The organism is Amycolatopsis stemonae (assembly GCF_054781455.1).
This window is the reverse complement of the sequence record NZ_BAAGUJ010000003.1, coordinates 148043-174134: the sequence shown is the minus strand read 5'-3', so window position 1 is coordinate 174134 and position 26092 is coordinate 148043. Positions and strand designations below refer to the sequence as shown.

Here is a 26092-nt window from a genome sequence, read left to right as displayed (position 1 = left end):
TCGACTGATGTTCACCGCCATTACCCACATCGGGCTAACACGCGGTGACGTCGGCCACTTGTTCAGTGTTGACTTATATAAGTAGCGGCTTGTAGCTTGACGAGGTGCACGCGTTCGACGTCCTCGGCGACCCGGTCCGCCGCCGGATCCTCGAGCTGCTGGCCGACGGCGAGCGGGCCGCCGGCGCGGTGACCGAGGTGATCCGGGCCGAGTTCGGCATCTCGCAGCCCGCGGTGTCCCAGCACCTGAAGGTGCTGCGCGAAAACGGCTTCGCGGTCGTCCGGCAGGACGGGACGCGGCGGCTGTACGCGGTCGGGCACGTCCCCCTGCGGGACGTCGACGACTGGCTGGGCCGGTTCCGCCGGTACTGGACCCCGCCGTTGGACGCCCTGGCCACCGAAATCGCCCGCGGCAAGCGCGAACGGCGACTGAACGAAGGAGACTCCCCGTGATCGACGTCAGCCACCAGATCAGCGCCGTCCGGCGGACGCTCGGCGACCGCGTGCTGGAGGGCAAGGAGGCGCGCGTCCTGACGATCAGCCAGGTCTACGACACCGACCTCGACGACCTGTGGGACGCCTGCACGAACCCCGAGCGCATCCCGCGCTGGTTCCTGCCGGTCTCCGGCGACCTGAAACCGGGCGGGAAGTACCAGTTCGAGGGCAACGCGGGCGGCACGGTCGAACGCTGCGACCCGCCGAAGAGCTTCGCCGCGACCTGGGAGTTCGGCGGCAACGTCAGCTGGATCGAGGTCCGCCTCACGCCCGAGGGCGAGGGCACCCGGTTCGAGCTGGAGCACGTCGCGCACGTCGACGACCGCTGGGACGAGTTCGGCCCGGGCGCGGTCGGCATCGGCTGGGACGGCGCGCTGGTCGGCCTGGTCCTGCACCTGTCCTCGGGCTCGGCGGTCGACCCGGAAGCCGCGATGGCCTGGATGACGTCCCCGGAGGGCATCGAGTTCATGACGGCATCGGGCGAAGCCTGGTACGCGGCCGACGTCGCGGCGGGCACGGACCCGTCCCAGGCCCGCGCGGCCGCCGACCGGACCCTCAAGGCCTACACGACCCCGCCACAGACCTGACGCCGTGTCGTCCCCCTGATCACGCGTGATGCCCCTCCGATCACGCGAGATGCCCCCGCAGTCACGCGAGATGCCTCTCCGATCACGGTTGTGACCCGTCCGTGCACGGACGCCGAGCGGCCTGACGCGTGGTGGGGCAGGCTTCACGTGTGATCAGACGGGCATCACTCGTGATGGGGCGGGCATCTCGCGTGATTGGAGGGGCATCATGCGTGATGGGAGGGTCGACACGGTCTCGGCGGCTGGTCGCGGCACCTCCGGATAGGGTCGGGCGCATGGATCAGGGCAGCGAGCAGACCGACCCGCGGGCCGCGCGGCGGGATCCCGTGGCGAACGTCGGTGGGTTCACCGACCTGGCGACCAGCCCGTTCCGGATCGACCGCGACCGGATCGCCGCGTCGCCGTTCTTCGCCCGGCTCGGCGGGGTGACGCAGGTGGTCAGCGCCGGCGGTGCCGGGCTGCTGCACAACCGGCTGACCCACAGCCTGAAGGTCGCGCAGGTCGCGCGGGCCATCGCCGAGCGGATCACCGCCGGGACCGACGCCGGTCTCGCCGACAAGCTGGGTGGCTGTGACCCCGACGTCGCCGAGGCCGCGGCGCTCGCCCACGACCTCGGGCACCCGCCGTTCGGGCATCTCGGGGAGCAGACGCTCGACCGCATCGCCCGGCACCGCTTCGGCCTCGCCGACGGCTTCGAGGGCAACGCGCAGACCTTCCGCATCCTCACCACGACCGACGTGCGCGGGCCGTCGGCGATCGGGCTCGACCTGACCGCTGCGGTACGTGCGGCCGTGCTGAAGTACCCGTGGCTGCGGCTGCACCACCCGGCGCCGCACCCGTCCGCGATGGCCGTGCCGCCCCGCGGCGCCGGCGAGCCGGACGGGGCGCCCGGCACCGGCGCGGCCAAGTTTTCCGCCTACGCCACCGAACTCGACGACTTCGAGCAGGCGCGCGCGGCCTTCGCGGGCCGCCTCGAAGGCTGGCAGCAGACCGTCGAAGCGTCCGTGATGGACACCGCCGACGACATCGCCTACGCCATCCACGACCTCCAGGACTTCCACCGCATCGGCGTCCTGCAGCACGCGCCCGTCGCGGCCGAGCTGGGGCAGTGGCTCGAGCACGCGGGCGAACTGGCCGCGCTCGACGACGAAACCCTGCACGCCGGGCTGCGCCGGCCCGGCCGGTCGCTGGAACGCCTCCGCCGCCGCATGCACGTGAAGGACGCGTGGATCGTCGACGACGACGCGTTCGCCGCCGCGGTCGCGCGGGTGCGCGCGGAGCTGGTGGACGGCCTGCTCGCGGCCGAGTTCGACGGCTCGATCGAGGCCGAGCAGGCGACGGCGGCGTTCTCCGCGAACTGGACGTCCCGGCTCGTCGACGGTGTGTTCGTGCTGGCGTCGCCGTCCACGCGCACCGGGCACGTGTCGCTGCGGCCCGCGCAGTGGCACGAGGTCCAGGTGCTGAAGTTCGTGCACCGCCGGTTCGTGCTGCTGCGGCCGGACCTGGCGCTGCACCAGCGCGGCCAGGCCGGGGTGGTGTCGAGCCTGGTCGACGCGCTCGACGCGTGGCTGCTCGACCGCGACGAGGTTTCCCGGCTGCCGCGGCGGCTGCACGACCTCGTGGAGCTGGCGCACGCCGAGTACACGGAGCTGGCGCGGACGGCGCCGGAACTCCTGATCGGCGCGACGGGGGAGCCGGTGACCGGCGCGGACGCGGTGCGCGGCCTCGCGCGGGGCCGCGCGGTGGTGGACTTCGTGGCTTCGTTGACGGACAAGCAGGCCGTGACCCTTTTGGACGCGCTGTCGGGCCGGGCCGCGCAGCCGTGGTCGGACTCGTTTGTCCTGTAGCTGTCCGGTGGGAAATTCACCGTTGCGCTGAACGGCCTACGACCTCCGGCCGGTTGGGGAAATTATCCGTCCTTTGTCACTCCAACGGCCGCTTTTTACGGAGAACTCACCGTACTTAGCTTGATCCAGCCGGTGATCACCGGCGTCGGTCAGCGTGAGTCGGGGCACGCGCCTGGAGAATCGGAGGCGCACGTGCGTCGTACCCGTTCCACGAGATCGAGAACCACCGTGCTCACCGCCGGGGCCGCGGCACTGCTCGCCGCCCTCGGCCTGGTGTCGCCGCCCGCCGCGGGCGCCGCCACCGCGTCCACACCGGACACCTTCAGCGAAACCGCGCAACAGCAGATCGCCGCCCTGCAGGCGGTCAAGGCGGGCCGCACCGCCACCGAGTCCAAAGTGGACAGCAAGCTGCTGGTCGCCGAAAAGGGCCTGGGAAAGCAGCTGAACGCGCTCCAGTCGGGCGTCTCGTCCGCCGGGACCGCCCTCGTCGACATCCGCGCGAGCAAGGTCTCGCCGGACCTCGTCTCCTCGCTCACCAAGGCCGGGGCGGGCATCCGCGCCGTGTCCGACCGGTACGCCAGCATCCGCGCCGAGGTCCCGGTGGCCAAGGTCAGCGAGATCGCCGCCCGCGGTGACGTCCAGCGCATCGAACAGGCCGACGGGGCGATGACCGCCCACGAGCTGGCCACCCCCTCGACCACGCCCGCGAAGACCGAAACCAAGCAGCAGAAGGCCGACCGCATCGCGGGCGAGCTGCAGAAGGCGGTTTCCGCCAAGTCGCAGCGCAGCAGTGCCGCCGCCGCGACCGTCACCAGCGAAGGCGACCGCGCCCACAACGCCGACATCGCCCGTCAGCAGTTCGGCGTCACCGGCGTCGGCGTCAAGGCGTGCGCCCTGTCCGACGGCGTCGACTCCCTGGCCTCCTCGGTCGCCAAGGGCGAGCTCCCGCCGGACGTCGACGTCATCGCCGGCCAGGAGGGCGACGGCGACGAGGGCACCGCGATGCTCGAGATCATCCACGACCTCGCGCCCAACGCGAAGCTCGGCTTCGCCTCGGCGTTCAACTCCGACGCCAGCTTCGCCGACAACATCCGCAAGCTGCGCTTCGAATCGCACTGCGACGTCATCGTCGACGACGTCATCTACTTCAAGGAATCCCCGTTCCAGGACTGGATCATCGCCCAGGCCGTGAACGACGTGACCGCGAACGGCGCGCTGTACTTCTCCTCGGCGGGCAACGAGGGCAACGTCGCCGACGGCACGGCCGCCCACTGGGAAGGCGACTTCGTCGACTCGGGCAAGTCGGTCGGCAAGTTCGCCGGTGCCGCGCACAACTTCGCCGGCGCCGCGGGCAACCAGATCTACGAGCCCATCTCCGACGCGTCCTCGGCCGGCGTCCCGGTGACGCTGCACTGGTCCGACCCGCTCGGCCACTCGGCCAACGACTACGACCTCTACCTGCTCAACTCCGCGGGGGCCGTGGTCAGCTTCAGCCAGAACGTCCAGGACGGCACCCAGGACCCGTACGAGATCCTGCAGACGCCGGCCTTCGGCGGCACCGGGCTGCGCCTGGCCGTCGTGAAGTTCTCGGGGCAGAACCGCTACCTGTCGCTGTCCGCGCTGCGCGGCCGGTTCAAGGACTCGGCGGACGGCCTCAAGGCCTACAACACCCCGGGCGTGACGGTCGGCCACTCGGCCGCGCGGGACGCCTTCAGCGTCGCGGCCACGCCCGCGGCGGCGGCGTTCGGCCGTCCCCTCGAGCCGGGTGACCCGGCCAACCCGGCCGGCCCGTACCCCGGTTCGTTCAGCGGCGCGTCGAAGGCCGAGCGGTTCACCTCGGACGGCCCGCGGCGCATGTTCTACGAAGCCGACGGCACCCCGATCACCCCGGGCAACGTCTCCTCGACCGGCGGCGAGGTCCGGAACAAGCCGGAGATCACCGCGGCCGACGGCGTGAAGACCAGCGTCACCGGCTTCAGCCCGTTCTTCGGCACCTCGGCCGCCGCCCCGCACGCCGGCGCCATCGCGGCGCTGGTCCTCTCGGGCAACCCCGGCCTGCCGCCGTCGGAGGTCCGTGAAGCACTGCTCAACACCGCGGTCGACATCGAGGCCCCGGGCCGCGACAACTTCACCGGCGCCGGCGTCATCCTCGCGGACAAGGCGCTCGCCTACACCGGCGCCAGCCCGCAGCCGCTCGCGGTGGCCAAGCAGCCGACCGTCACCCCGGCCGACGGCGGCTCGTCGCTCGACCCGGGCGACACGGCCAAGGTGACGCTGCCGGTGACCAACGACGGTGACGGCACCGCGGTGTCCACCAGCGTCGTGCTCACCAGCCCGACCCCGGGGGTCACGGTGGCGCCGCGGTCCAAGTCCTACGGCACCATCAGCCCGGGGCAGACCGGCGTCAACGACTTCACCATCACCGTGCCGGCGACGCAGCAGCTCGGCGTGCCGGTGGTGCTGAACGCCCGCGTCACCTTCGCCGGCGCGCACTCGCCGACGACGTCGACGTTCTCGCTGCCGGTCGGCACCCCGTCGCCGGTCTCGCAGACCTTCGCCTACACCGGGGCGCCGGTGGCGATCCCGGACAACAGCCCGGTCGGCGCGTCGGTGACGATCCCGGTCACCGGGGTCGGCCGCGCGTCCAAGGTGACGTTCTCCGTCGACGGCACCACCTGCAGCACCGATCCGACCTCGACGACGGTGGGGCTCAACCACTCCTACGTCGGTGACCTGGTCGGCACGCTGACCGCGCCCTCGGGTGCCAAGGCGACGGTGTTCCAGCGCAACGGCGGCTCCGGCAAGAACCTCTGCCAGGTCGTCTTCGCCGACACCGCCGCGGCCGCGTTCAGCACGGTGACTTCGGCCAACGCGCCGTTCACCGGCACCTGGCGCCCGACGCAGTCGCTGACCGGCAACCTGACCGGCGCGGCCGTCGACGGCACCTGGACGTTCTTCGTGGTGGACGCGGCCGGCGGCGACGTCGGCTCGATCCGCTCGGTCGCCCTGCACATCAACGGGTTCGTGCAGCCCCCGGCGCCCGGCGCGCCGTCGAACGTGCGGGGTTACACGAACAACGGCCCGGTGCACCCGCTGTAACGCTCCTCGCTGAACCGAACAACCCGAACGGGGCCGTCGCGGTGACGCGGCGGCCCCGTACCGTTTTTTCCATGGCGAAGCCACGGCAGGTCGCGGGCGGCGGTCGCGCGGTCGAAGTGCCGCCGGACCGCCTCGCCGGCTGGTTCGACCGCTTCTCCGCGCGGCACGACGGTGTCGTGACGACCGAGGTCGCCGCGTACGCGGTCCGCGCGGCGGCGGCCGACGGCGCCTCGGCGACCGCGACCGTCCCCTTCGGACCGCTGGAAGCGCCGCCGGGCACCTACGACGGCCTGGTCGTCGACGCGCTCGTCGCGCACGCACTGGTGCCCCGCCGGATCGCGCTCGTGCTCCTCCGGCGGGGCGCGCACAGCGTCGGCGTCGCGTGGAACGGCCGGATCGAGCTCTCCCGCACCGACCGCCGGCTCGTGCAGGGCCGCTCCGCCGCGGGCGGCTGGTCGCAGCAGCGCTTCGCACGCCGTCGCGGCGGACAGGCCCGGCAGGCGGTGCAGGCGGCCGCCCAGGACGTCTTCGAAGTGCTCGTGCCGCTGCTGTCCGAAGTGGACGCCGTGGTGCTCGGCGGTGACCGGCGGGCCCTCGACGAGCTGCGCGCGGACCGTCGGCTGGCTCCGCTGTTCGACCGCGCCGAACCCCGCGTGCTGGAGATCGGGGAGCCCAGTCGCGCGGTCCTCGACGAGGCCGCCAGACGGGCCATCGCCGTGCGGATCACCCTGCGCGACGGGTGAGACCGCACACGTCCGGAAAATCCTGTCGACAGCGCCCCGTACACTGGGTTCCGTGGATATCCAGCTGGAGTGACGCCGCTGCCGGACGAACGAGCCGAGTAGCCGCCTGCCTTGGTCGACTGGTAGGCACTGTCCCTCTGTACGCCCCCTTTCCACGGGAGTTTCCCTTGATCACGGCCACTGGCCTTGAGCTGCGCGCCGGTTCGCGCATCCTGCTCGACGGCGCCACCCTCCGCATCCAGCCCGGCGACCGCATCGGCCTCGTCGGCCGCAACGGCGCGGGCAAGACCACCTCGCTGAAGGTCCTCGCCGGCGAAGGCGAGCCGCACGCCGGCGAGGTCCGCCGCACCGGCGAGCTCGGCTACCTGCCGCAGGACCCGCGCGAAGGTGATCTTTCGGTCACCGCGAAGGACCGCGTGCTCTCCGCGCGCGGCCTCGACAAACTGATGCGCGACATGGAGAAGGCCCAGGCCTCGATGGCCGAGCTGGTCGACGACGCCGCGCGCGACAAGGCCATCAACCGCTACGCCCGGCTCGAAGAGCGCTTCGCGTCCCTCGGCGGGTACGCCGCGGAGAGCGAAGCCGCGCGGATCTGCTCGAACCTCGGCCTCGCCGACCGGATCCTCGCGCAGACGCTGCAGACGCTTTCCGGCGGCCAGCGCCGCCGCGTCGAGCTGGCGCGGATCCTGTTCGCCGCGGCCGAAGCCGGGGCCGGCGGCAAGTCCGAGACGATCCTGCTGCTCGACGAGCCGACCAACCACCTCGACGCCGACTCCATCAACTGGCTGCGCGGGTTCCTCAAGCAGCACGACGGCGGCCTGGTCGTGATCAGCCACGACGTCGAGCTGCTGGCCGACGTCGTCAACAAGGTGTGGTTCCTCGACGCCACGCGCGGCGAGCTCGACCTGTACAACATGGGCTGGCAGCGCTACCTCGACGCGCGCGCGACCGACGAGAAGCGCCGCCGCCGCGAGCGGGCCAACGCCGAGAAGAAGGCGTCGGCTCTGCAGGCGCAGGCCGCGAAGCTGGGCGCGAAGGCGACGAAGGCCGTGGCGGCCAAGAACATGGCCCGCCGCGCCGAGCAGATGCTGAGCTCGCTCGAGGACACCCGGCAGGCCGACAAGGTCGCCCGGATCAAGTTCCCCGAGCCCGCGCCCTGCGGCCGGACCCCGCTCACCGCCGAGGGGCTCTCGAAGTCGTACGGCTCACTGGAAATCTTCACCGGCGTCGATCTCGCGGTCGACCGCGGGTCGAAGGTGGTCGTGCTCGGGTTGAACGGCGCGGGAAAGACCACTTTGCTCCGGCTGCTCGGCGGAATGGAAACTCCGGACACCGGTTCCGTCGTTCCGGGTCACGGAATGCGTTTGGGCTATTACGCACAGGAACACGAAACTCTTGATCATGATGCGTCGGTGTGGGAAAACATCCGACACCTCGCGCCGGACACCGGTGCTCAGGAGTTGCGGAACCTGCTCGGCTCGTTCCTCTTCACCGGCGAACAGCTCGACCAGCCGGCCGGCACGCTTTCCGGCGGCGAGAAGACCCGGCTCGCGCTCGCGGGCCTGGTCTCCAGCGCTGCCAACGTGTTGCTGCTCGACGAGCCGACGAACAACCTGGACCCGGCCAGCCGTGCCCAGGTCCTGGACGCTTTGCGCAGCTTCGCGGGCGCCGTCGTACTGGTCACGCACGACCCCGGCGCGGTCGAGGCCCTGGAGCCGGAGCGGGTCATCCTGCTGCCCGACGGCACCGAGGACCACTGGTCGGCGGACTATCTGGAACTTGTCCAGCTTGCGTGATCGATGCGTCCATTCGGGTGCAAGATCACTACCGCCCGGCACTGGAATGGCCCAATGTGATCGCAATTTCGGTCGTTTTACGTCTGTCGTCTGGCAATCCGGCGCTCAGTGTTCGATCATTGCCCCGGCAGGGGCCGATATGTGGCCCAGAACACTCTCGGCGGGAAGGCGATCGACGTGGCTGATCTCAAGAAAGGCGCGCGGATCACCGGCAACACGCGCGACAAGCTGGCCGCTGACCTGAAGAAGAAATACGAGAAGGGCTCGAGCATCCGGGCCCTCGCGGAGTCGACGGGCCGGTCCTACGGGTTCGTGCACCGGGTGCTGTCGGAGTCCGGAGTCCAGCTGCGGGGGCGCGGCGGGGCCACCAGGGTCAAGAAGAAGTAATCGCGGACTGCTGCGCGGGGGGCGCAGCGGGATCTTCGGCCGCCAGGAACGCCAGGTACGCCCCGAGCAGGACCAGGGGATACACCAGGTAGCCGTAGCGGGTGGCCGGGGTGAGCAGGATCAACGCGCCGAGTCCGACGGCGATGCGCAGGACTGCGCCGGAGCCGTTCGCGGGGGGCCGGCGCACCAGCCAGACCAGCACGGCCACGGCCGCGGCGCCGAGGAGCACGAACGCCGCCACCTGGCCGAACTTCCCGGTCTCGGCGATCAGGTGGCCCGGCAGCGGGCTCGCCGCGGGCGACCGCACGACGCCCATCCCCAGCGGGAAGCGGAAGACGTGCTCGACGAACGCCGCCGGATCCACCAGGTAGACGGGCAGGTGCAGCGCGGCCGTCGTCGCCACCAGCGCGGACGCGAACCGTCCCAGCGCGGGCCAGTCGAGCCCGTTCCCCCGCCGTACCAGCACGAACACCGCCAGCACCGCGGCCGCGGGCGCGACGATGAGCTTCGCGCTGATCACGAGCGCCAGCACCAGCCCCGACCAGGCGATCCGCCCGGTGGCGGCCAGCGCGCAGGAAAGCACGAGCAGCCCGACGATCGCGAGGTCGGGGCCGGCGACGGCCCAGGTCAGCGCGGTGAGCGGGCAGGCGAGTGCGAGCTGCGCGGCGCCCACCGGGACCTTCGGCCACTTCAGCAGCTTCAGCGTGCCCAGCACGCACGCGCAGGCGGCGAGGGCGAACATCCAGCGGGCGTCGGTGAGCGCGTTCGTCAGCGGCGTGCCGCCGAACAGCGCGCGCGGCAGGCCGAAGACGGTCATCACCGGCCCGTAGGGGGTGTAGTCGTTGACCACCGGCGCCCGCCCGAGCGCGGTGACGTCGACGTACGGGGTTCCGTGGTGCAGCAGCAGATCCGCCGAGCGCTCGATCACCCAGACCTCGGGCTGCGCGGCCCACGAGACCGGCGTGACCAGCCAGTCCACTCCGGTCAGTCGGCGAATCACCAGAACTGCCAACGGAAGGATCATTGCCAACAGGGCGACGGCGGCGATCCCGCACCAGCGTGAGCCGAGCACCCCGTGCGGCGTACGGCCTTTCCGCGCCGACCACAGGAGCCACCCGCTGTGCAGCACGCCGAAGCCGTACGCGACGGTCGCGAAGTTCCCCCAGACGCGATAGCCGTAGAACTCCGAGACGAGCGCGGTCGGCAGCGCGAAGGCCAGGCAGGCGAGGTAAAAACCCAGGTCCCAGCGCAGGGGTGCGCGTTCGAGGGTGCTCGCGGGTGCCGTGAAGAGCCGTGCCGCGCGCCGCCATGCGGGCGCCCGGCCCACCTCCGTTCCCACCCGGCCAGGCTACCGAGCACGCCGGAATCGTCGCCGACCGCCCGGTTCAGTCAGGCTCTCACCGGGCAAGACGGCGTTGCTTTGCCGTGGGCTGGTGGCCAGGTTCGGCCGGGGCACGCCGCTTGCGCCGGTGGGACGGCGGCCGAGTTCAGCCGGGCTTTCACCGGGCAAGACGGCGTCGCTATGTCGTGGGCTGGTGGCCGAGTTCAGCCGGGCTCATCGGTGGTGGTGCGCCCGCCCGGGCGAGCAACGCCCACGTCAGCCCGTCGACCCCGGCACCGTCCGCAGCTCCCTCAACCCAGCTCCCGCAGGCGGGGGAGCAGTTCCGCGGCCGCCTCGGCCGCCTTCACCGGGTCGTCGTGGCCGGTCGCCATCAGGACCAGCTCCGTGAACCCCGCCTCCAGGTGGCTCCGGGCGAGCCGCAGCGCGGTGTCCGGATCGGACGGCAGGCGGAACTGCGTGGCACGGCGGATCGTCGCCGGGTCGCGGCCCACCGCCGCGCAGTGCTCGTCGAGGACGCGGGAAAGCCGCTGCAGTTCGGCGATTTCGGTGCCCGGCAGGGCCGCGTTGAGCCAGACGTCGGCGTGCGACGCGACCACCCGCAGGCCGAGCTTCTCGCCGCTGCTGCCCAGCCACAACGGCGGCTTCGCCTGCCGCGGCTTCGGATCGCTGACCGCGCCGGTCAGGGTGTAGTGGCGGCCGCGGTAATCGGTTTCTCCGCGCGTCCACAACAGACCGAGGATTTCACAGGTCTCGGCGAGTCTTTCGACGCGTTCGACGGCCGGCGGCGTCGGGGTGCCCATCATCGCGTCGGTGAGCGCGTCGCCGCCCGCGCCGAGGCCGACGTCGAGCCGGCCGCCGGACAGGTGGTCGACGGTCGCGGCGATCTTCGCGAGCGTGCCCGGGTGGCGGTTGGTGGTGCCCGACACCAGGCAGCCGATCCGGACGCGCTTCGTCGCCTCGGCCATCGCCGCGAGGAGGCTCCAGCCGTCGAAGACGTCGCCGGTGCGGTCGCGGCCCATCGGGGCGAGGTGGTCGAACACCCAGCAGCCGTCGAAACCGGCGTCGTCGGCGATGGCCCAGATCTCGCGGAGCGCGCCGACGCCGACGTGCTGCTGGGGTGGCTTGAGCCCGATCGTGGTCATAGGTACTCCTGATTATCAGTGTGACAAATCATCAGTAAGACTGACGATCAGCGTAAGTGTAGAGTTCTCGCGTGTCCAGTGACCTCGGAGCCGTCACCCGCCGGCTCGGCTACCTGCTCAAGCACGCGCAGCTGCGGCTGGCCGAGCTGGCCGAGCCGCTGTACGCGCCGCTCGGGATCACCGGGCGCCAGCTCGCGCTGCTCACGCTGTTCGGCGAGGGGCCGGCCCTGTCCCAGCAGGACGGCGCGGCCCGCCTCGGCATCGACCGGACGACGATGGTCGCGCTCGTCGACGAGCTGGAGGCCAAGGGGCTGGTCCGGCGCGAGGTCGCGCCGGGCGACCGTCGGAAGCGGCTGGTGACGCTGACCGCCGAAGGGGAGCGGGTCCGCGAAGCGGGCGAAGAGGTCACGAGGCAGGCCGAGGCGCTCCTGCTGGCGCCGCTGGCCGATGATGACGCGCAACGGCTGCGCGCCGCCCTGCACCGGGTTGTTCGCGGGGAGTGAACGGCGGCGGGAAGCAATCGGACGACGAGGGCGTTGTCCAGGTCATATCAGGAGAAAACCTCAGCTATAGTAGAGGTTTTGACACTGGGGGTTTCCCATGGACAACACCTGGGCGCTGCTGAGCTCGGCGATGCGCGCCAACGACGTGCCGAAGGGGCTCACCCGCGGCACGCTCAAACGCGTCGCGCGGTTCGCCCGGCCGCACTGGCGACGGCTGCTGGCCTTTCTCGTGCTGACCGTCGTCTCGGCGGTCCTCGCGGTGACGACGCCCGTGCTGGCGGGCAAGGTCGTCGACGCGATCGTCGCCGGGCGTGACCTGCCGCTCGTCGTCTGGCTCGCGGTCGTCATCGCGCTGCTCGCCGTCGCCGACGCCGGCTTCGGGCTCATCGAACGGTGGCAGTCCGCCCGCATCGGCGAGGGCATCATCTACGACCTGCGCCGCGCGGTGTTCGAGCACGTGCAGCGGATGCCGATCGCGTTCTTCACCCGCACACGCACCGGCGCGCTGGTCTCGCGGCTGAACAACGACGTCATCGGCGCGCAGCGGACGTTCACCGCGACGCTGTCGGGCCTGGTCACCAACACCATCCAGCTGGTGCTTTCGCTGGCCGTCATGCTCACGCTGTCGTGGCAGGTCACGCTCATCGCGCTGGTGCTGCTGCCGATCTTCGTGGTGCCCGCGCGCCGGCTCGGCCGCCGGATGGCCGGGCTGCAGCGCGAGGCCGCGAACCTGAACGCCGGCATGACCACGCAGATGACCGAGCGGTTCTCCGCGCCGGGCGCGACGCTGGTGAAGCTCTTCGGCCGGCCGGTCCAGGAAGCCGACGACTTCGGCCTGCGCGCGGGGCGCGTCCGCGACATCGGCGTGCGCACCGCGATGCTGACCCGCTGGTTCATGACCAGCCTGACCCTCGTTTCGGCGCTGGCGCAGGCGCTCGTCTACGGCCTGGGCGGGTACCTCGCGCTGACCGGCGTGCTCGCACCGGGCACCGTCGTCGCGCTGGCACTGCTGCTGACCCGGCTCTACGCGCCGCTGACCGCGCTGGCCAACGTGCGCGTCGACGTCATGACCGCGCTGGTGTCGTTCGAGCGGGTCTTCGAGGTGCTGGACCTGAAGCCGATGATCGAGGAGAAGCCGGCCGCGCGGGCGCTCGAGTCCGGGCCGGTCTCGGTGGAGTTCTCCGACGTCCGGTTCGGGTACCCGGCGGCGGACCGGTACTCGCTGGCGTCGCTCGAAGACGTCGCGACGCTCGACCACCGCGGCGGGGAAGAGGTGCTGCACGGCATCTCCTTCCGCGCCGAGCCGGGCCAGATGGTCGCGCTGGTCGGGTCTTCGGGGGCGGGGAAGTCGACGATCGCGTCGCTGCTGCCGCGGCTCTACGACGTCGACTCCGGCTCGGTGCGGCTGTCCGATGTGGACGTCCGGGACCTGACTTTCGCTTCGCTGCGGGAAACCGTCGGTGTCGTGACGCAGGACGGGCACCTCTTCCACGACACGATCCGCGCGAACCTGGCCTACGCGCGTCCCGGCGTCACCGACGACGAGATCTGGGAAGCGCTGGAGCGGGCCCGGCTCGGTGAGCTGGTGCGGTCCCTGCCCGACGGTCTCGACACGACGGTGGGCGAGCGCGGCTACCGGCTGTCGGGCGGCGAGCGTCAGCGGCTGACCATCGCGCGGCTGCTGCTGGCCCAGCCCAAGGTCGTCATCCTCGACGAGGCGACCGCGCACCTGGACTCCGAGTCCGAGGCGGCGGTCGGCGAGGCGCTGACGCACGCGTTGGCCGGCCGCACGGCGTTGGTGATCGCGCACCGGCTGTCGACGGTCCGCGCGGCCGACCAGATCCTGGTCCTGGAGCACGGCGAGATCGTCGAGCGCGGCACGCACGAGGAACTCCTGGCCGCGAACGGCCGCTACGCAACCCTCCACGCCACCCAGTTCGCGGAGGAAGAACCCGCGGTGGCGTGATCAGAGAGGCATCACGCGTGATTGAGCAGGCATCACACGTGATTGAAGAGGCATCACACGTGATTGGCGGGGCATCACGGTGATGCCCCGCCAATCACGGGTGTGTCCCCTCGAATCACGCGTGATGCCCCTCGACGCACGTGTAGAGGGCGGTGACCAGGGCCATTTTGCGGGGGTCGTCGCGGATCAGGGGGCCCAGCTGGTTGAGGGTGTAGCCGAACGAGAGGCCGTTTTCCGGGTCGGCGCCGCCCGTTGAGCCGCCCAGGCCGTCGTGGCCGAAGGCCGCCGGGTTCGGGCCGAAGCCGCGGGCGTCGCTGCCGAGGTAGAAGCCCAGGCCCCACTCGTTCGGCAGGCCCAGCACCGCGTCGATCTCCTTGCCCTGGCTTTCGCGGGCGCGGGCCAGTGTCGGCGCGGACAGGAGGTCGCCGGTGGCCAGCCCGCCGTAGATCGTCGCGATCGCGCGGGCCGTGCCGTGGCCGTTCAGCGCCGGCAGCACAGCGCGGCGGAACGCCGGGTCGTTCGCGTGGTGGCCTTCGAGACGCGGGTTCGTCAACGCGGCCTGCGCGACCGGGCCAGCGGCGGCGAACGCCGAGGCCAGCGCGTTCGCCATCTCCTCCGTCATCACCGGGTCGACCAGGGTGGCGCACCGGGCCAGGTCCGCGTCCGAGGACAGCCCGATCGAGAAGTCGGCGCCGAGCGGCCGCGCGACCTGCTCGGCGAAGAACTCCCGGACGCCCTGCCCGGCCACCCGCCGGACGACCTCGCCGACGAGCCATCCGTACGCCAGGGCGTGGTACCCGCCCGCGGAACCGGGCTCGTACAACGGTTCCTGGGCCGCCAGCAGCGACGTCATGAGGTCCCAGTCGTACAGCTCCTCGACCCGCACCGGCCGGTCGAGGCCGATGCCGGGCACGCCGGAGCGGTGGGTGAGCAGCCACCGCACCGGGACCTCGGCCTTGCCCGCCGCGGCGAACTCGGGCCAGTACTTCGCGACCGGCACGTCGACGTCCAGCTCGCCGGCGTCGACGAGCTTGTGCGCGCAGATCGCGGTCATGCCCTTGGTCGTCGACCACACGTTGGCGAGGGTGCCGGGCTGCCACGGCGTCGTGCGGTCCGGCCCGGTCCAGCCGCCCCACAGGTCGGCGACGACCTCGCCGTCGCGGATGGCCGTGAACGCGGCGCCCAGTTCGCCCCGCTCGCGGAAGTTCGCTTCGAAAGCCTCGCGCACCGGCTCGAACCCGGGTGCGCACTCGCCCTGCACTGTCGCGGTGGAACCGGTCATGGGACCTCCTCCGAGCGCCTCGACCGATCCACACCGACCAGTCGGTATGCAGACGCTAAAGCGGCCGGGCACGCCCGTCAAGGCGTGCCCGGCCGGTGCTTTTTCACGAACCGGCTAGCGCAGCCGGGGCACGATCGCGGAGTACTTCTCGAGCAGCGCCGCGTTCGCCTCGTCGCCGCCCTCCACATTGGAGCTGCGCCACAGCGGGACGTCGAGGCCCTCGGCCGCGCCGCGGTCGTAGACCTGCGCGAGGACCAGGTTCCACAGGAACGCGTTGACCACAGTGGACAGCGGCGCGGTGCGCGGCGCGTCCGGCGGGTAGCTCGCGTCGCCGGGGATCACCAGTGAGTCCAGCACCACCGTGCCCTGCTCGACCAGGGTGCTGGACGACCGCTTCGGCGCCGCCGCCACGCACGCCCGCGACGTCACCGCGATGACCGCCGCACCCCGCTTCCGGGCCTCGACGCACAGCTCGACCGGGTACGGGTTCGAACCGGACGTCGAGAACACGACCAGCACGTCGTCCGGGCCCGGCGCGCGCTCGGCAAGGACCTCCGCGGCGAGCCCGCTGCGCCGCTCGGTCTTCGTGCTGGACACCGCGCCGTGCAGCGGCAGCAGGTCCGGGTGGTACAGCGGGTAGACGCACGCCAGGCCGCCCGCCCGGTAGAACGTCTCCGCGACGGCCGCCAGCGAGTGCCCGGCGCCCGCGGTATAGACCAGTGCGTCGGCCCGGATCACCCCCAGCACCAGGTCCGCCGCCGCCCGTACCGCTTCGGCGTTGGCCTGCTCGACGTCCGCCAGCTGCTTGGCGACACTGCCCGAGATGTCCGTGGCGCTCACCACACCCACCCTTCCGTCGGGGATCGGGCGCCGAATCTACCGCGAGAATGGGGAGACGCGGTGGAATAGCCCGGTGGGCGGGCGGGGTTGGTCCTGATGCGGGCGAGGAGGAACCAGGGGTGAGCGGAGAACCGGCGGTGTCCGTGTGGCCGGCACGCGGGCGGACCGAAGCGGTGGTGCTCGTGCTGCACGGCGGTGCCGAGCACGGCACGGGCCGGGTGCCGCCCTGGAAGCTCGCGTTCCTGCGCATGGTCCCGATCGCGCGCGCCCTGCACCGCGCGGGACGGCGCGACGGCGTCGAGGTGCGGCTGCTGCGCAACCGCCGCTACGGCTGGAACGCGCCCGTGCTGGACCCCGTCGAAGACGCCCGCTGGGCCCTCGAGCGCATCCGCGCCGACCACCCGGGCCTGCCCGTCGTGCTGGTCGGGCACTCCATGGGCGGGCGCGTCGCGCTGCGCGTCGCCGACGACCCGGCCGTGCGCGGGGTCTGCGCGCTGGCGCCGTGGACGCCGCGGGGCGAGCCGGTCGAGGCCGTCGCCGGGCGGTCCGTGCTCATCGTGCACGGCACCCGCGACCGGATGACCAGCCCGGCCGAGTCCCACGCCTTCGCCGAACGCGCCGAGGGCGTCGCCGCCCGCGTGGCGCGGTTCGAGATCGCCAACGAGGGCCACGCGATGCTGCGCCGGTCTTCGGTGTGGACCCGGCTGACGACGGCTTTCACACTGGAAGTGTTCGCCGGGGACATCGGTGACGAACTCCGTGGCGCCTGGGCCGAGCCCGGGCCGCAGCGGCTGCGAATACCGGTGTGAAAGGCTTCCGAACAGGGCATTCGACGAAGCGCGCCGCGGGGGTGCGGCGACTAAAATCGATCACCGGCGCACCTGGCCGGCGGAGGGAGAATCGTGACCACCTCGAGTGTTGACCGGGCGTCGGCCCAGGACGTGCCCGACGAGTCCCGGTGGCCGGGTCTGGCCACCCCGCCGCATTCGGCGCTGCGCGCGCGGATCGCCGTCACGCTGTTCCGTCGCGCGGTCCGCCCGCTCGACCTCCGCGTGACGTTCCCGGACGGCACCGTCCTCGGCGCCGGCGGGCCCGAATCGCCCGAAATGCGCATTCTGCGTCCCGAAGCGTTCTTCCACCGCCTCGGTGTCGACGCCAAGATCGGCTTCGGCGAGTCCTACATGGCCGGCGACTGGACCGCGTCCGACCTGGCCGAGGTGCTGACCCCGTTCGCCGAGCGGATGGCCACGCTCGTGCCGCCGGTGCTGCAGAAGTTCCGCCGGATCGCCGAGCGCACGCAGCCGCCGTCGGAGGAGAACACGCTCGAAGGCGCGCGGGCCAACATCCACCGGCACTACGACCTGTCCAACGACCTGTTCGGCGCCTTCCTCGACGAGTCGATGATGTACTCCTCGGCGCTGTTCGGCCCGGCCGACGACCTCACCGCCGCCCAGCACCGCAAGATCGACAGCGTGCTCGACTACGCCGGCGTCCGCGACGGCAGCGAGGTCCTCGAAATCGGCACCGGCTGGGGCGAGCTCGCCATCCGCGCCGCGGCCCGCGGCGCGCACGTGACGTCGCTGACCATTTCGGAGGAACAGCGCGCGCTGGCCACCGAGCGCATCGCCAAGGCCGGGTTCTCCGACCGCGTCGACGTGAAGCTGTGCGACTACCGCGAGTCGAGCGGCCAGTACGACGCCGTCGTCAGCGTCGAGATGATCGAGGCCGTCGGCGCGTCCTACTGGCCGACGTTCTACGCCACGATCGGGCAGCGGCTGCGCCCGGGCGGGCGGTTCGGCCTGCAGGCCATCACGATGGACCACGATCGGATGATGGCGGCCTCGCGCGCCTACACCTGGATCCACAAGTACATCTTCCCGGGCGGCATCATCCCGTCCGTGCGCTCGATCGAAGAGGGCGTCGTGGCGAACACCCGGCTCAAGCTGGCCGGGATGCGCGAGTTCGGCCAGGACTACGCGCGCACGCTACGGTTGTGGCGTGAACGGTTCCTGCACCGCTGGGCCGACGTCGCCGGATTCGGGTTCGACGACGTCTTCCGGCGGATGTGGGAGTTCTACCTGGCGTACTCGGAAGCCGGGTTCCGCTCCGGGTACCTCAAGGTCCACCAGTTCGGCTACGAGGTCCCGAACCGGTAGCGAGCTGCGTCACACCTGTTCGCGTTGCCGCGGTCGAACAACCGTGTCAGGGTGCCGCACGTCTTCTTCTTGAGCGCGTGCGATCGGCCTGGGACGCCCGCACCGCATGACCGGATTGGGTGATGTGATGACGTACCGAGGCGACGACGGTGGCCGCCGCATGCCGCCCCGGCCCGCCGGCCGCCCCCGGGACCACCAGCGCGCGCAGATGATGCCGCTGCCCGGGCGGGGCCGCAGCCCGTACGACGAGCGCACCCGCCCGATGGGGGAGCCGGAGCCGCAGTACGCGCCGCCCCCGCCGCCCCGGCGTGACCCTCCGCGCCCGGACGACGACTACCCGCCGTCCCGCCCGCCCCGGCGCCGCCGTCGCTGGGGCTTCGGCCGGATCCTGATGACCCTGCTGCTGGTGTTCGTCGTGTTCCTCGCCGGCATCTGGGTCTACCTGGAGTTCTCGATCAAGCGCGTCGACGCGCTCGCCGACTACTCCGGCCGCCCGGTCGCGGCGGCCGGCACCAACTGGCTGATCGTCGGCTCGGACAGCCGCGAAGGCCTCACGGCCGACGACGAGGAACGCCTCGCCACCGGCGACGTCGCCGCGGCCGGCGGCGGGCAGCGCACCGACACGATCATGGTCGCGCACCTCCCGGACAACTCCACCAAGCCGACGCTGCTCTCGCTGCCGCGCGACTCGCAGGTGTCGATCCCCGGCCACGGCAAGAACAAGATCAACGCGGCGTTCTCGCTGGGCGGGCCGAAGCTGCTCGCGCAGACCGTCGAAGGCGCCACGGGCCTGCACATCGACCACTACGCGGAAATCGGCTTCGGCGGCTTCGCGAAGATCGTCGACGCGATCGGCGGCGTCGACATGTGCATCGACAAGGACATGAACGACACGGTCACCGGCATCAGCATCAAGGCGGGCTGCCAGTCGCTCGACGGCCGTTCGGCGCTGGGCTTCGTGCGCATGCGCCACAGCGACGCGACGCCGCGCTCGGACCTCGACCGCGTCGTCAACCAGCGCAAGTTCATCGGCGCCCTGGTCAGCCAGATCGCGAGCCCGGGCACGCTGCTCAACCCGTTCCACTTCTTCCCGCTGCTGGGCTCCGGGCCGGACGCGCTGACGATGGACTCCGGCGACCACGTGCACAACCTCGTCGGGCTGGCGTGGGCGATGCGCGGCATCTCCTCGGGCGGCGTCGTGACGACGACGGTCCCGGTGACGAGCGCGTCGGCCGAGAACTGGGACAAGACGAAGTCGAAGCAGCTGTTCGACGCGCTGAAGAACGACACGGAGATCCCGGACAGCGTCATCGTCAATTAATGGCTCGCGGGACGGGTCCCGGCCGGGGCACCATGAAGCGCATGGAGATCCCGGCCGAGACCCTGACCCGCGAAGAGTTTTCGCTGACCCGCTGGACGTCCGCCGACGCCGGCGCGGTCCAGGCCGCGGTTTCCGGGTCCGGCGCGCACCTGGCCGACTGGGTGCCCTGGGCCGCCGGCGGCTACACCGGCGAGGACGCGGCGGCGTTTCTCCGCCTGACGCACGAGAACTGGGAAGCCGGCCGGGCGTACGAGTGGGCGATCCGCGTGGACGGCTCGCTCGCCGGGGCCGTCGGCGTGATGGCGCGCGAGGGCGGCGTCGAGATCGGCTACTGGCTGGCTCGTGACTTCACCGGACGCGGTTTGGTGACGCGCGCGGTTTCGCTGCTGGTTTCGGACGCCTTCCGGCGCGGCGCGGGGTACGCCGAAATCCGGCACGACGAGGCGAACGTCCGAAGTGGAGCGGTGCCGGCGCGGCTGGGGTTTTCGCCGGTGCGCAAGGAACCCGCCGAAGACGGCGTCCGGCCGCCGGCGTGCGTGGGCGTCAAACAGGTGTGGCGGAAGGAGAAGCCGTGAACGAGACGTATGCCGGGGACGGCTTCACGCTGGCCCGCTGGCAGCCCGAGGACGCGGCCGCGCTGCTCGCGGCGGTCACGGGCTCGCTCGAGCACCTGGGTGCCTGGCTGATCTGGGCGACGGGCGGCTATTCGGCCGACGACAGCGCCGAGTTCCTCCGGCTGACCGCGAAGCGCTGGGAGAGCGGGGAAGCGTACGAGTACGCGATCCGCGTCGACGGCTCGCCGGTCGGCGGCGTCGGCGTGATGGCGCGCGAGGGCGGCGTCGAGATCGGCTACTGGCTCGCCCGCGAAGCCACCGGCCGCGGCCTGATGACCCGCGCGGTTTCGCTCTTGACGACGGAGGCGTTCCGGCTGGGCGCGGGGTACGTCGAGATCAAGCACGACGAGGCGAACGTCCGGAGTGGAGCCGTGCCGGCTCGGCTGGGCTTCGAGAAGGTGCGCGAAGAGCCGGCGGAGAAACCGCTCGCCCCGGCGTGCACGGGGACCGATCACGTGTGGCGTAGGGAGCCGCGATGACCATCACCTGGGGGACCGAGCTCAGTCACCGGTGGCTGTGCGAGCGACGCGAATCCGGGAACCGGGCCCAGAAGCGCGGGAACCGGGCGGAAGCGCACGAGTACGCGGTCCGGCGGCGCCGGCGGGACCGCCCGCGCGGCTGGCCGGCGGCCGGAGTGCGCCGGCCGCCGGGGTGGCCTCCGCGCGGGTGGCGCCGGTGACGCTCAGGACACCTTGTCGTGCTCCCGCAGCACCTTGAGCGCCTGGTCGGCGTGGACCGTGAAGTTCAGCTCGCTCTTGATCTTCTCGAGCACCTTCCGGTCCTCGCCGATCACGAACGTGACGCGCTTGGCGTGCAGCGGCACCAGTTTCCGCCAGACGCCGAACTGCTTGGCGACCACACCCTCCACATCGGACAGCAGCGGGTAGTCGAAGTCGTTGGCCTCGGAGAACTGGCGCTGCTTGGTGACGCCGTCCGGGCTGATGCCGATCCGGTGCGCGCCGACCTCGGCGAACTCCGCGGCGAGGTCGCGGAAGTGGCAGCTTTCGGCGGTGCAGCCGCCCGTCATCGCGGCGGGGTAGAAGAACAGCACGACCGGGCCGGTGGCCAGGAAGTCCGACAGCGTGCGGTCGCGGCCCTGGTCGTCGGGCAGCGTGAAGTCGGGGGCGAGGTCTCCGGCGTCCATGGAGGTCCCTTCTCGTCGGCGGCAGAACCCATCTTGCCGGGGGTTCGGAGCCGCCGCCGCATCGGCTTGGTCACCCCGGGGTCAGCTGCCGGGGTGGCGGGCGATCAGTTCGTCGACCTCGTCGCCGGTGGCCGAGTCGAGGACGAAGGGCCCGCGCGCCGCCAGGACGCCCAGCTGACGCAGCCGCGCCGCCTGCTCGTGCGTGCGCACCCCCTCCGCACCCACCTTCAGCTTCAGCTCGCGGGCCCGCGTGACCAGCTGGGTCACCAGGCGGATGGCGGAGTCGGGCGGGTCGTCGGTGTCCAGGGCGTCGACCACCGCGCCCGAGAGGATCACGTGGCGCACCGGGAGGTGGTGGCGGGGGATCAGCTCCAGGTCCGCCGAGCCCGTGATCGTCAGCACCAGCTGCGTCCCCAGGTCGGACAGCACGGCGAACGAGTCCAGGACCTCGCCGCGCGGGTCGAGGATCGAGTCGCGGTCCGTGCACAGCCGCAGCACGTTCGCCGGCAGCTCCTGCTTGTCCAGCTGCTCCTTCACCAGCAGCACCAGGTCCGGGTCGATCGCCAGCCGCGGGGGGAGCTTGACGCAGACGTCCGGGGTCGCGTCGCCGAAGCGGGCGCGCCAGCGGGACGTCGCCGCCAGGGACTCCGCCAGGAGCCAGCGGCCGAGCGGGACCGTCATGCCCGTCGTCTGGGCCAGCGGGTAGAACTCGTCCGAGTCCAGCTCGCCCTTCTCCGGGTGGTTCCAGCGCAGCCCGGCGTTGACCGCGGCGAGCCGCTCGGGGTCGGCGAGCCGGACCGTCGGCTGGTAGACGAGCGAGAACTCGCCGTTCTCCAACGCCCCCGCGATCACCGCGCCGAGCTGGTAACGGCCGCGGTCGCGCGCGTCCAGCTCGGGGTCGAACAGCATCCACTGCGCCTTGCCGGCCTCCTTGGCCCGGTGCAGCGCGATCTCCGCCGCCCGCAGCAGCTCCGCCGCACCGCCCTCGACGGCCGCGCGCACCACGATGCCCGCGCTCGCACTGACGCCGATGCCGTGCCCGCCCAGGTAGATCGGCTCGTTGAGGTCCTCCAGCGCCCGTTCGACGAGCTCGACTACCTCGGCGGCGGACAGCTCGCCGCGCAGCAGCACCGCGAAGCCGTCGCCGGACAGCCGCGCGACGAACCCGTCGTGGTGGCCGGTGAACACCGCCGACAGCTTGCCCGCGACCCCGCGCAGCACCTGGTCGCCGACGCCGGCGCCGAGGCCGTCGTTGACCACCTTGAAGCCGTCGACGTCGAGGTAGATCAGCGCGATGTCGTCGCGCGCGCCGGCGCCGAGCGCGGCCTCGAGCTTGGTGGTGAAGGATGACGCGTTCGGCAGCCCGGTCAGCGGGTCGTGCACGTTCTGGTGCAGCAGCCGCTCCTGCAGCAGGTGCAGCTCGTTGGCGTCGGACACCATCAGCACCGGGTAGACCGAGCCCGGCCGGTCGCCGGGCAGCCGGGCGAGGGTGACGTCGGTCCAGAGCTGCCCGTCTTCGGTGTGGTCGAGCAGCATCCGCTCCTGGTAGCGCTCGCGCCCGTTGCGGACCTGCTCGAGCCCGGCCTTGAGCCGCGAGACGTCGTGGTCGGTCGAGCCGAGCTCGGTGATGTGGCGGCCCCGGAACCGGTCCGGCGAGCTGCCGAGCAGCTGGCCGAGCGCGATGTTGGCCTCCACGATCTCGCCGTCCGGGTCGGCCAGCGCGATCCCCATCGGTGACGCGGCGTAGAGCGCGGTGAACCGCAGCAGCGCGCCGTCGCGCCCCGAGCCGGCGTGGCCGACCGCGTCGTGCGCGATCTCCAGCAGCAGGGGTTCGAGCTCCTCCGGGGGAAGTGTTACTCCTTTGGTGTCGGCCAACGTCGCCGCCCACCGGCGAGCCACGTCCAGCAACCCTGGCGCGGCACCGGGCTCAGGCACACTCCACCTCTTCACGCACAGGTCAGGCCAGCTCAGACGCGGTGTCGGGGATCATGACGCCACACTAGGTACCCCTCGGCCGCGATCGATGCCACGCCATCATGCGCGTCACGGGGTGTCTACCGGCTGAACGAGTGAACGAATCTCCACATGCGGTGACATTTTGTCACGGCGTGTGCGTGTGCGCGGACGGGTGATCGTCAGCGGCGGGCCAGGCGCACCGGAAGACCGTCGGCGGGGACCGGCAGGGACACGTAATCCCACTTCGCGGTGTAACTCTCCGGAACCGACCAGCGGTAGGCCCGCAGCATTTCGTGCATCAGCAACTTCACCTCGAGGCTGCCGAAGTGGAGCCCGATGCACTTGTGCGCGCCGCCGCCGAAGGGCATCCACGCCATCCGGTGCGACTTGTCCTCGCGGCGCGGTTCGGCGAACCGCTCGGGGTCGAACGCGAACGGGTCCGTCCAGCACTCGGGGGCGAAGTGGTTCACCGTCGGCGAGACGCCGCAGAGGGTGCCGGCGGGGATGTAGTGCCCGAGGACCTCGGTGTCCTTGACCGTCTGGCGCGTCAGCGTCGGCACCGGCGCGACCAGCCGCAGGGCCTCCTTCATGACGAGGTCGAGGGTTTCCAGCTCGTCGACCGCGTCGATGTCGAGGACGTCGTCGCCGAGGGCGAGGGACTCCTCGCGGGCGCGCTCCTGCCACTCCGGGTGCTTGGCCAGGTAGTACGCCATGGCGCTGCTGGTGATGGTCGTCGTGTCGTGCGCGGCCATCATCAGGAAGATCATGTGGTTGACGACGTCGGTGTCGGTGAACCGGTCGCCGTCTTCGGTCCTGGCGTGGCAGAGGGCGCTGAACAGGTCGTCGCCGTCGGAAGCCCGCTTCGCCGGGAGGTTCTCGCCGAAGTAGCGCTCGAGGACCTTCCGCCCGTGCAGCCCCGCCGACCAGCGGCCGCCGGGCACCGGGAAGCGCATGAACGCGGTGCCGGCGCGCACGGAGCTGACGAACGCGCGGTTGATCCGGTGCGCGTCGGCGCCGCTGCGCATGCCCATGAACACGCGCGTCGCGACGTCGAGGGTCAGCTGCTTGAGCGCCCAGTACAGCCGCGGCCGCTCGCTCTCGCCCCAGCTCCCGACGCCTTCGCGCAGCGCCGGGCCCATCTCGTTGACGTAGCCGGTGAGCCGCGGACGGGTGAACGCCTCCTGCATGATCCGGCGGTGCAGGTGGTGCTCGCCGAAGTCCATCAGCATCAGGCCGCGCTCGAAGAACTTCTCGATGAAGAACTTCCAGCCCTCCTGCGAGAAGGCCTTGTCCTTGTTGACGAGCGCGATCTGCGTGGCTTCGGGCCCGGACAGCGCGACGATCCGCCGCCCGAAGCCGGCGGTCCACGAGACGGGGCCGTAGAGCTCGTAGCGGCGCAGGCCGAAGGCGGGGCCGAAGCGCATCATCTCGAGCATGTGCCCGACGACGGGCGGGCCTTCGTCGCCGAGCACGGGCTTGAGGCCGCTGCCCGCGGGCGGCGTCGCGAGCTCCTTGACGGGCCAGCGCGAGGCCAGCCAGCGTTCGTCGAGCTTGTGGGGGAGCGGCAGCGCGGTCAGGGGCGGAACGCGTTCGCGCAGCGCTTCGGCGGCTCGGCTGACAGTGCTCGGCAAAGTGACCATCTCCCCGCTGAGATCGGCGACCCCTTCACGATGCACCCTTGTTGACGACCTGACAACAGCTGGGCTGTCCTCTTTTCGGGTGGCTTCCCGGAACGCAGCTCGGCCACGCCCCCGGGGGAACCGGGGGCGTGGCCGAGCTCAGCGGTGCGGGTCAGTCCCAGTCGAGCGCGCCACCCGACTGGTACTCGATGACGCGGGTCTCGAAGAAGTTCTTCTCCTTCTTCAGGTCCATCGCCTCGGACATCCACGGGAACGGGTTCTCGGTCTCGCCGAAGATCGGCTGGAGGCCGATCTGCTGCGCGCGCCGGTCGGTGATGAAGTGCATGTACTGCTCGCACAGCTGCGCCGACAGGCCGAGCATGCCGCGCGGCATCGTGTCGCGCGCGTAGTTGACCTCGAGCTCGCACGCTTCCTTCAGCATGCCGCGCACCTCGGCCTGGAACTCTTCGGTCCACAGGTGCGGGTTCTCGATCTTGATCTGGTTGATGCAGTCGATGCCGAAGTTCAGGTGGATCGACTCGTCGCGCAGGATGTACTGGTACTGCTCGGCGATGCCGACCATCTTGTTCCGGCGGCCCAGCGACAGGATCTGCGCGAAGCCGGTGTAGAACCACATGCCCTCGAAGATCACGTAGAACGCGACGAGGTCACGCAGGAACGCCTGGTCGGCCTCCGGCGTGCCGGTCTCGAACTCCGGGTTCTCCAGGTTCTGCGTGTACTTCAGCGCCCACGCGTCCTTCTCCGAGATGGAGGGGACTTCGCGGTACATGTTGAACAGCTCGCCCTCGACCAGGCCGAGGCTTTCGCAGATGTACTGGAAGGTGTGCGTGTGCACGGCCTCCTCGAACGCCTGGCGCAGCAGGTACTGGCGGCACTCGGGGTTCGTGATCTGGCGGTACACCGCGAGGACGATGTTGTTGGCCACCAGGGACTCCGCGGTCGCGAAGAAGCCCAGGTTGCGCTTGAGCATCTGCCGCTCGTCCTCGGTGAGGCCGTCCTTCGACTTCCACAGCGCGATGTCGGCCTGCATGGCGACCTCGGTCGGCATCCAGTGGTTGTTGCAGCCGGCCAGGTACTTCTCCCAGGCCCAGGTGTACTTCATCGGCAGCAGCTGGTTGACGTCGGCGCGCGCGTTGATCATGCGCTTGTCGTCGACGTTGATCCGGGCGGCGCCGACCTCGATCTCCCCGAGGCCGGTCGCGTCCGTCGTCTCCACGTTGGTCATGTCTGCAG

General features: G+C 71.3%; 22 protein-coding genes. 14 read left to right on the top strand and 8 right to left on the bottom strand.

The features are described from left to right. Nucleotides 1-104 precede the first annotated feature (104 nt). The 7 genes from ACYVLJ_RS12605 (at nucleotide 105) to ACYVLJ_RS12575 (ending at nucleotide 8953) form a co-directional block, all read left to right on the top strand. The gene (locus tag ACYVLJ_RS12605; RefSeq protein WP_460438768.1) at nucleotides 105-452 is read left to right on the top strand and encodes an ArsR/SmtB family transcription factor; all 348 of its coding nucleotides are present in this window, start codon (nucleotides 105-107) and stop codon (nucleotides 450-452) included. Beyond that, the gene (locus ACYVLJ_RS12600) at nucleotides 449-1081 is read left to right on the top strand and encodes an SRPBCC family protein (RefSeq protein WP_460438767.1); all 633 of its coding nucleotides are present in this window, start codon (nucleotides 449-451) and stop codon (nucleotides 1079-1081) included. The genes ACYVLJ_RS12605 and ACYVLJ_RS12600 overlap by 4 nt, the downstream gene beginning before the upstream one ends. A 275-nt stretch (nucleotides 1082-1356) precedes the next feature. Then, nucleotides 1357-2928, top strand: coding sequence for a deoxyguanosinetriphosphate triphosphohydrolase family protein (locus ACYVLJ_RS12595; protein WP_451975646.1), 1572 nt, complete (start codon nucleotides 1357-1359; stop codon nucleotides 2926-2928). 228 nt (nucleotides 2929-3156) lie between these two features. Then, on the top strand, nucleotides 3157-6027 hold the full coding sequence (locus ACYVLJ_RS12590) for a S8 family serine peptidase (protein ID WP_460438766.1): 2871 nt from the start codon (nucleotides 3157-3159) through the stop codon (nucleotides 6025-6027). A 71-nt stretch (nucleotides 6028-6098) separates the two neighbouring features. After that, nucleotides 6099-6770, top strand: a complete 672-nt coding sequence (locus ACYVLJ_RS12585) for an acVLRF1 family peptidyl-tRNA hydrolase (protein WP_451975652.1) — start codon at nucleotides 6099-6101, stop codon at nucleotides 6768-6770. Between the two features lie 167 nt (nucleotides 6771-6937). Beyond that, nucleotides 6938-8566 (top strand): ABC-F family ATP-binding cassette domain-containing protein, encoded by a 1629-nt coding sequence (locus tag ACYVLJ_RS12580; protein WP_451975655.1) that lies wholly within the window; start codon nucleotides 6938-6940, stop codon nucleotides 8564-8566. A 177-nt stretch (nucleotides 8567-8743) separates the two neighbouring features. Then, nucleotides 8744-8953: a helix-turn-helix domain-containing protein gene (locus ACYVLJ_RS12575; protein ID WP_003071237.1), complete on the top strand. Its 210-nt coding sequence runs from the start codon at nucleotides 8744-8746 to the stop codon at nucleotides 8951-8953. Here the strand turns inward: ACYVLJ_RS12575 and ACYVLJ_RS12570 are convergent. Further along, nucleotides 8940-10292, bottom strand: coding sequence for a glycosyltransferase 87 family protein (locus ACYVLJ_RS12570; RefSeq protein WP_460438765.1), 1353 nt, complete (start codon nucleotides 10290-10292; stop codon nucleotides 8940-8942). The two genes, ACYVLJ_RS12575 and ACYVLJ_RS12570, sit on opposite strands and share 14 nt — an antisense overlap. A 293-nt stretch (nucleotides 10293-10585) precedes the next feature. Continuing rightward, entirely contained in the window at nucleotides 10586-11437 is an 852-nt protein-coding gene (locus ACYVLJ_RS12565) for an LLM class oxidoreductase (protein ID WP_460438764.1), read from the bottom strand. Nucleotides 11438-11508: 71 nt separating this feature from the next. Between ACYVLJ_RS12565 and ACYVLJ_RS12560 the strand changes: the two genes are divergently transcribed. After that, nucleotides 11509-11940, top strand: a complete 432-nt coding sequence (locus ACYVLJ_RS12560; RefSeq protein WP_451975664.1) for a MarR family winged helix-turn-helix transcriptional regulator — start codon at nucleotides 11509-11511, stop codon at nucleotides 11938-11940. Nucleotides 11941-12037: 97 nt separating this feature from the next. Then, a complete protein-coding gene (locus ACYVLJ_RS12555) occupies nucleotides 12038-13906 on the top strand; it encodes an ABC transporter ATP-binding protein (RefSeq protein ID WP_460438763.1) in 1869 nt (622 codons plus the stop codon). A gap of 115 nt (nucleotides 13907-14021) precedes the next feature. Here ACYVLJ_RS12555 and ACYVLJ_RS12550 read toward each other — a convergent pair whose 3' ends face one another. After that, nucleotides 14022-15188 carry a serine hydrolase domain-containing protein gene (locus ACYVLJ_RS12550; protein ID WP_460438762.1) on the bottom strand — a complete coding sequence of 389 codons (1167 nt, stop codon included), beginning with the start codon at nucleotides 15186-15188 and terminating at the stop codon, nucleotides 14022-14024. Nucleotides 15189-15302: 114 nt separating this feature from the next. Further along, nucleotides 15303-16031 (bottom strand): SIS domain-containing protein, encoded by a 729-nt coding sequence (locus ACYVLJ_RS12545; protein WP_451975672.1) that lies wholly within the window; start codon nucleotides 16029-16031, stop codon nucleotides 15303-15305. Nucleotides 16032-16147: 116 nt separating this feature from the next. Between ACYVLJ_RS12545 and ACYVLJ_RS12540 the strand changes: the two genes are divergently transcribed. The 5 genes from ACYVLJ_RS12540 to ACYVLJ_RS12520 all read left to right on the top strand — a co-directional run bounded on the left by ACYVLJ_RS12540 (nucleotide 16148) and on the right by ACYVLJ_RS12520 (nucleotide 20598). Then, nucleotides 16148-16837 (top strand): alpha/beta hydrolase, encoded by a 690-nt coding sequence (locus ACYVLJ_RS12540; protein WP_451975675.1) that lies wholly within the window; start codon nucleotides 16148-16150, stop codon nucleotides 16835-16837. Between the two features lie 93 nt (nucleotides 16838-16930). Continuing rightward, complete coding sequence (locus tag ACYVLJ_RS12535; RefSeq protein ID WP_451975677.1) at nucleotides 16931-18184, top strand: class I SAM-dependent methyltransferase; 1254 nt, start codon at nucleotides 16931-16933, stop codon at nucleotides 18182-18184. Between the two features lie 127 nt (nucleotides 18185-18311). Then, on the top strand, nucleotides 18312-19505 hold the full coding sequence (locus ACYVLJ_RS12530) for an LCP family protein (RefSeq protein ID WP_451975680.1): 1194 nt from the start codon (nucleotides 18312-18314) through the stop codon (nucleotides 19503-19505). 41 nt (nucleotides 19506-19546) lie between these two features. Then, nucleotides 19547-20080: a GNAT family N-acetyltransferase gene (locus ACYVLJ_RS12525; protein ID WP_460438761.1), complete on the top strand. Its 534-nt coding sequence runs from the start codon at nucleotides 19547-19549 to the stop codon at nucleotides 20078-20080. Next, nucleotides 20077-20598, top strand: coding sequence for a GNAT family N-acetyltransferase (locus tag ACYVLJ_RS12520; RefSeq protein ID WP_460438760.1), 522 nt, complete (start codon nucleotides 20077-20079; stop codon nucleotides 20596-20598). Before ACYVLJ_RS12525 ends, ACYVLJ_RS12520 begins: the two co-directional genes overlap by 4 nt. Before the next feature lie 203 nt (nucleotides 20599-20801). Here the strand turns inward: ACYVLJ_RS12520 and ACYVLJ_RS12515 are convergent, their stop codons facing one another. The 4 genes from ACYVLJ_RS12515 to ACYVLJ_RS12500 all read right to left on the bottom strand — a co-directional run bounded on the left by ACYVLJ_RS12515 (nucleotide 20802) and on the right by ACYVLJ_RS12500 (nucleotide 26084). Next, nucleotides 20802-21263 (bottom strand): peroxiredoxin, encoded by a 462-nt coding sequence (locus tag ACYVLJ_RS12515; protein ID WP_460438759.1) that lies wholly within the window; start codon nucleotides 21261-21263, stop codon nucleotides 20802-20804. A gap of 81 nt (nucleotides 21264-21344) precedes the next feature. Next, complete coding sequence (locus tag ACYVLJ_RS12510; RefSeq protein WP_460439126.1) at nucleotides 21345-23162, bottom strand: putative bifunctional diguanylate cyclase/phosphodiesterase; 1818 nt, start codon at nucleotides 23160-23162, stop codon at nucleotides 21345-21347. A 236-nt stretch (nucleotides 23163-23398) separates the two neighbouring features. Then, a complete protein-coding gene (locus ACYVLJ_RS12505) occupies nucleotides 23399-24859 on the bottom strand; it encodes a cytochrome P450 (RefSeq protein ID WP_460438758.1) in 1461 nt (486 codons plus the stop codon). A 151-nt stretch (nucleotides 24860-25010) separates the two neighbouring features. Then, complete coding sequence (locus ACYVLJ_RS12500; protein WP_451975698.1) at nucleotides 25011-26084, bottom strand: ribonucleotide-diphosphate reductase subunit beta; 1074 nt, start codon at nucleotides 26082-26084, stop codon at nucleotides 25011-25013. Nucleotides 26085-26092 lie beyond the last annotated feature (8 nt).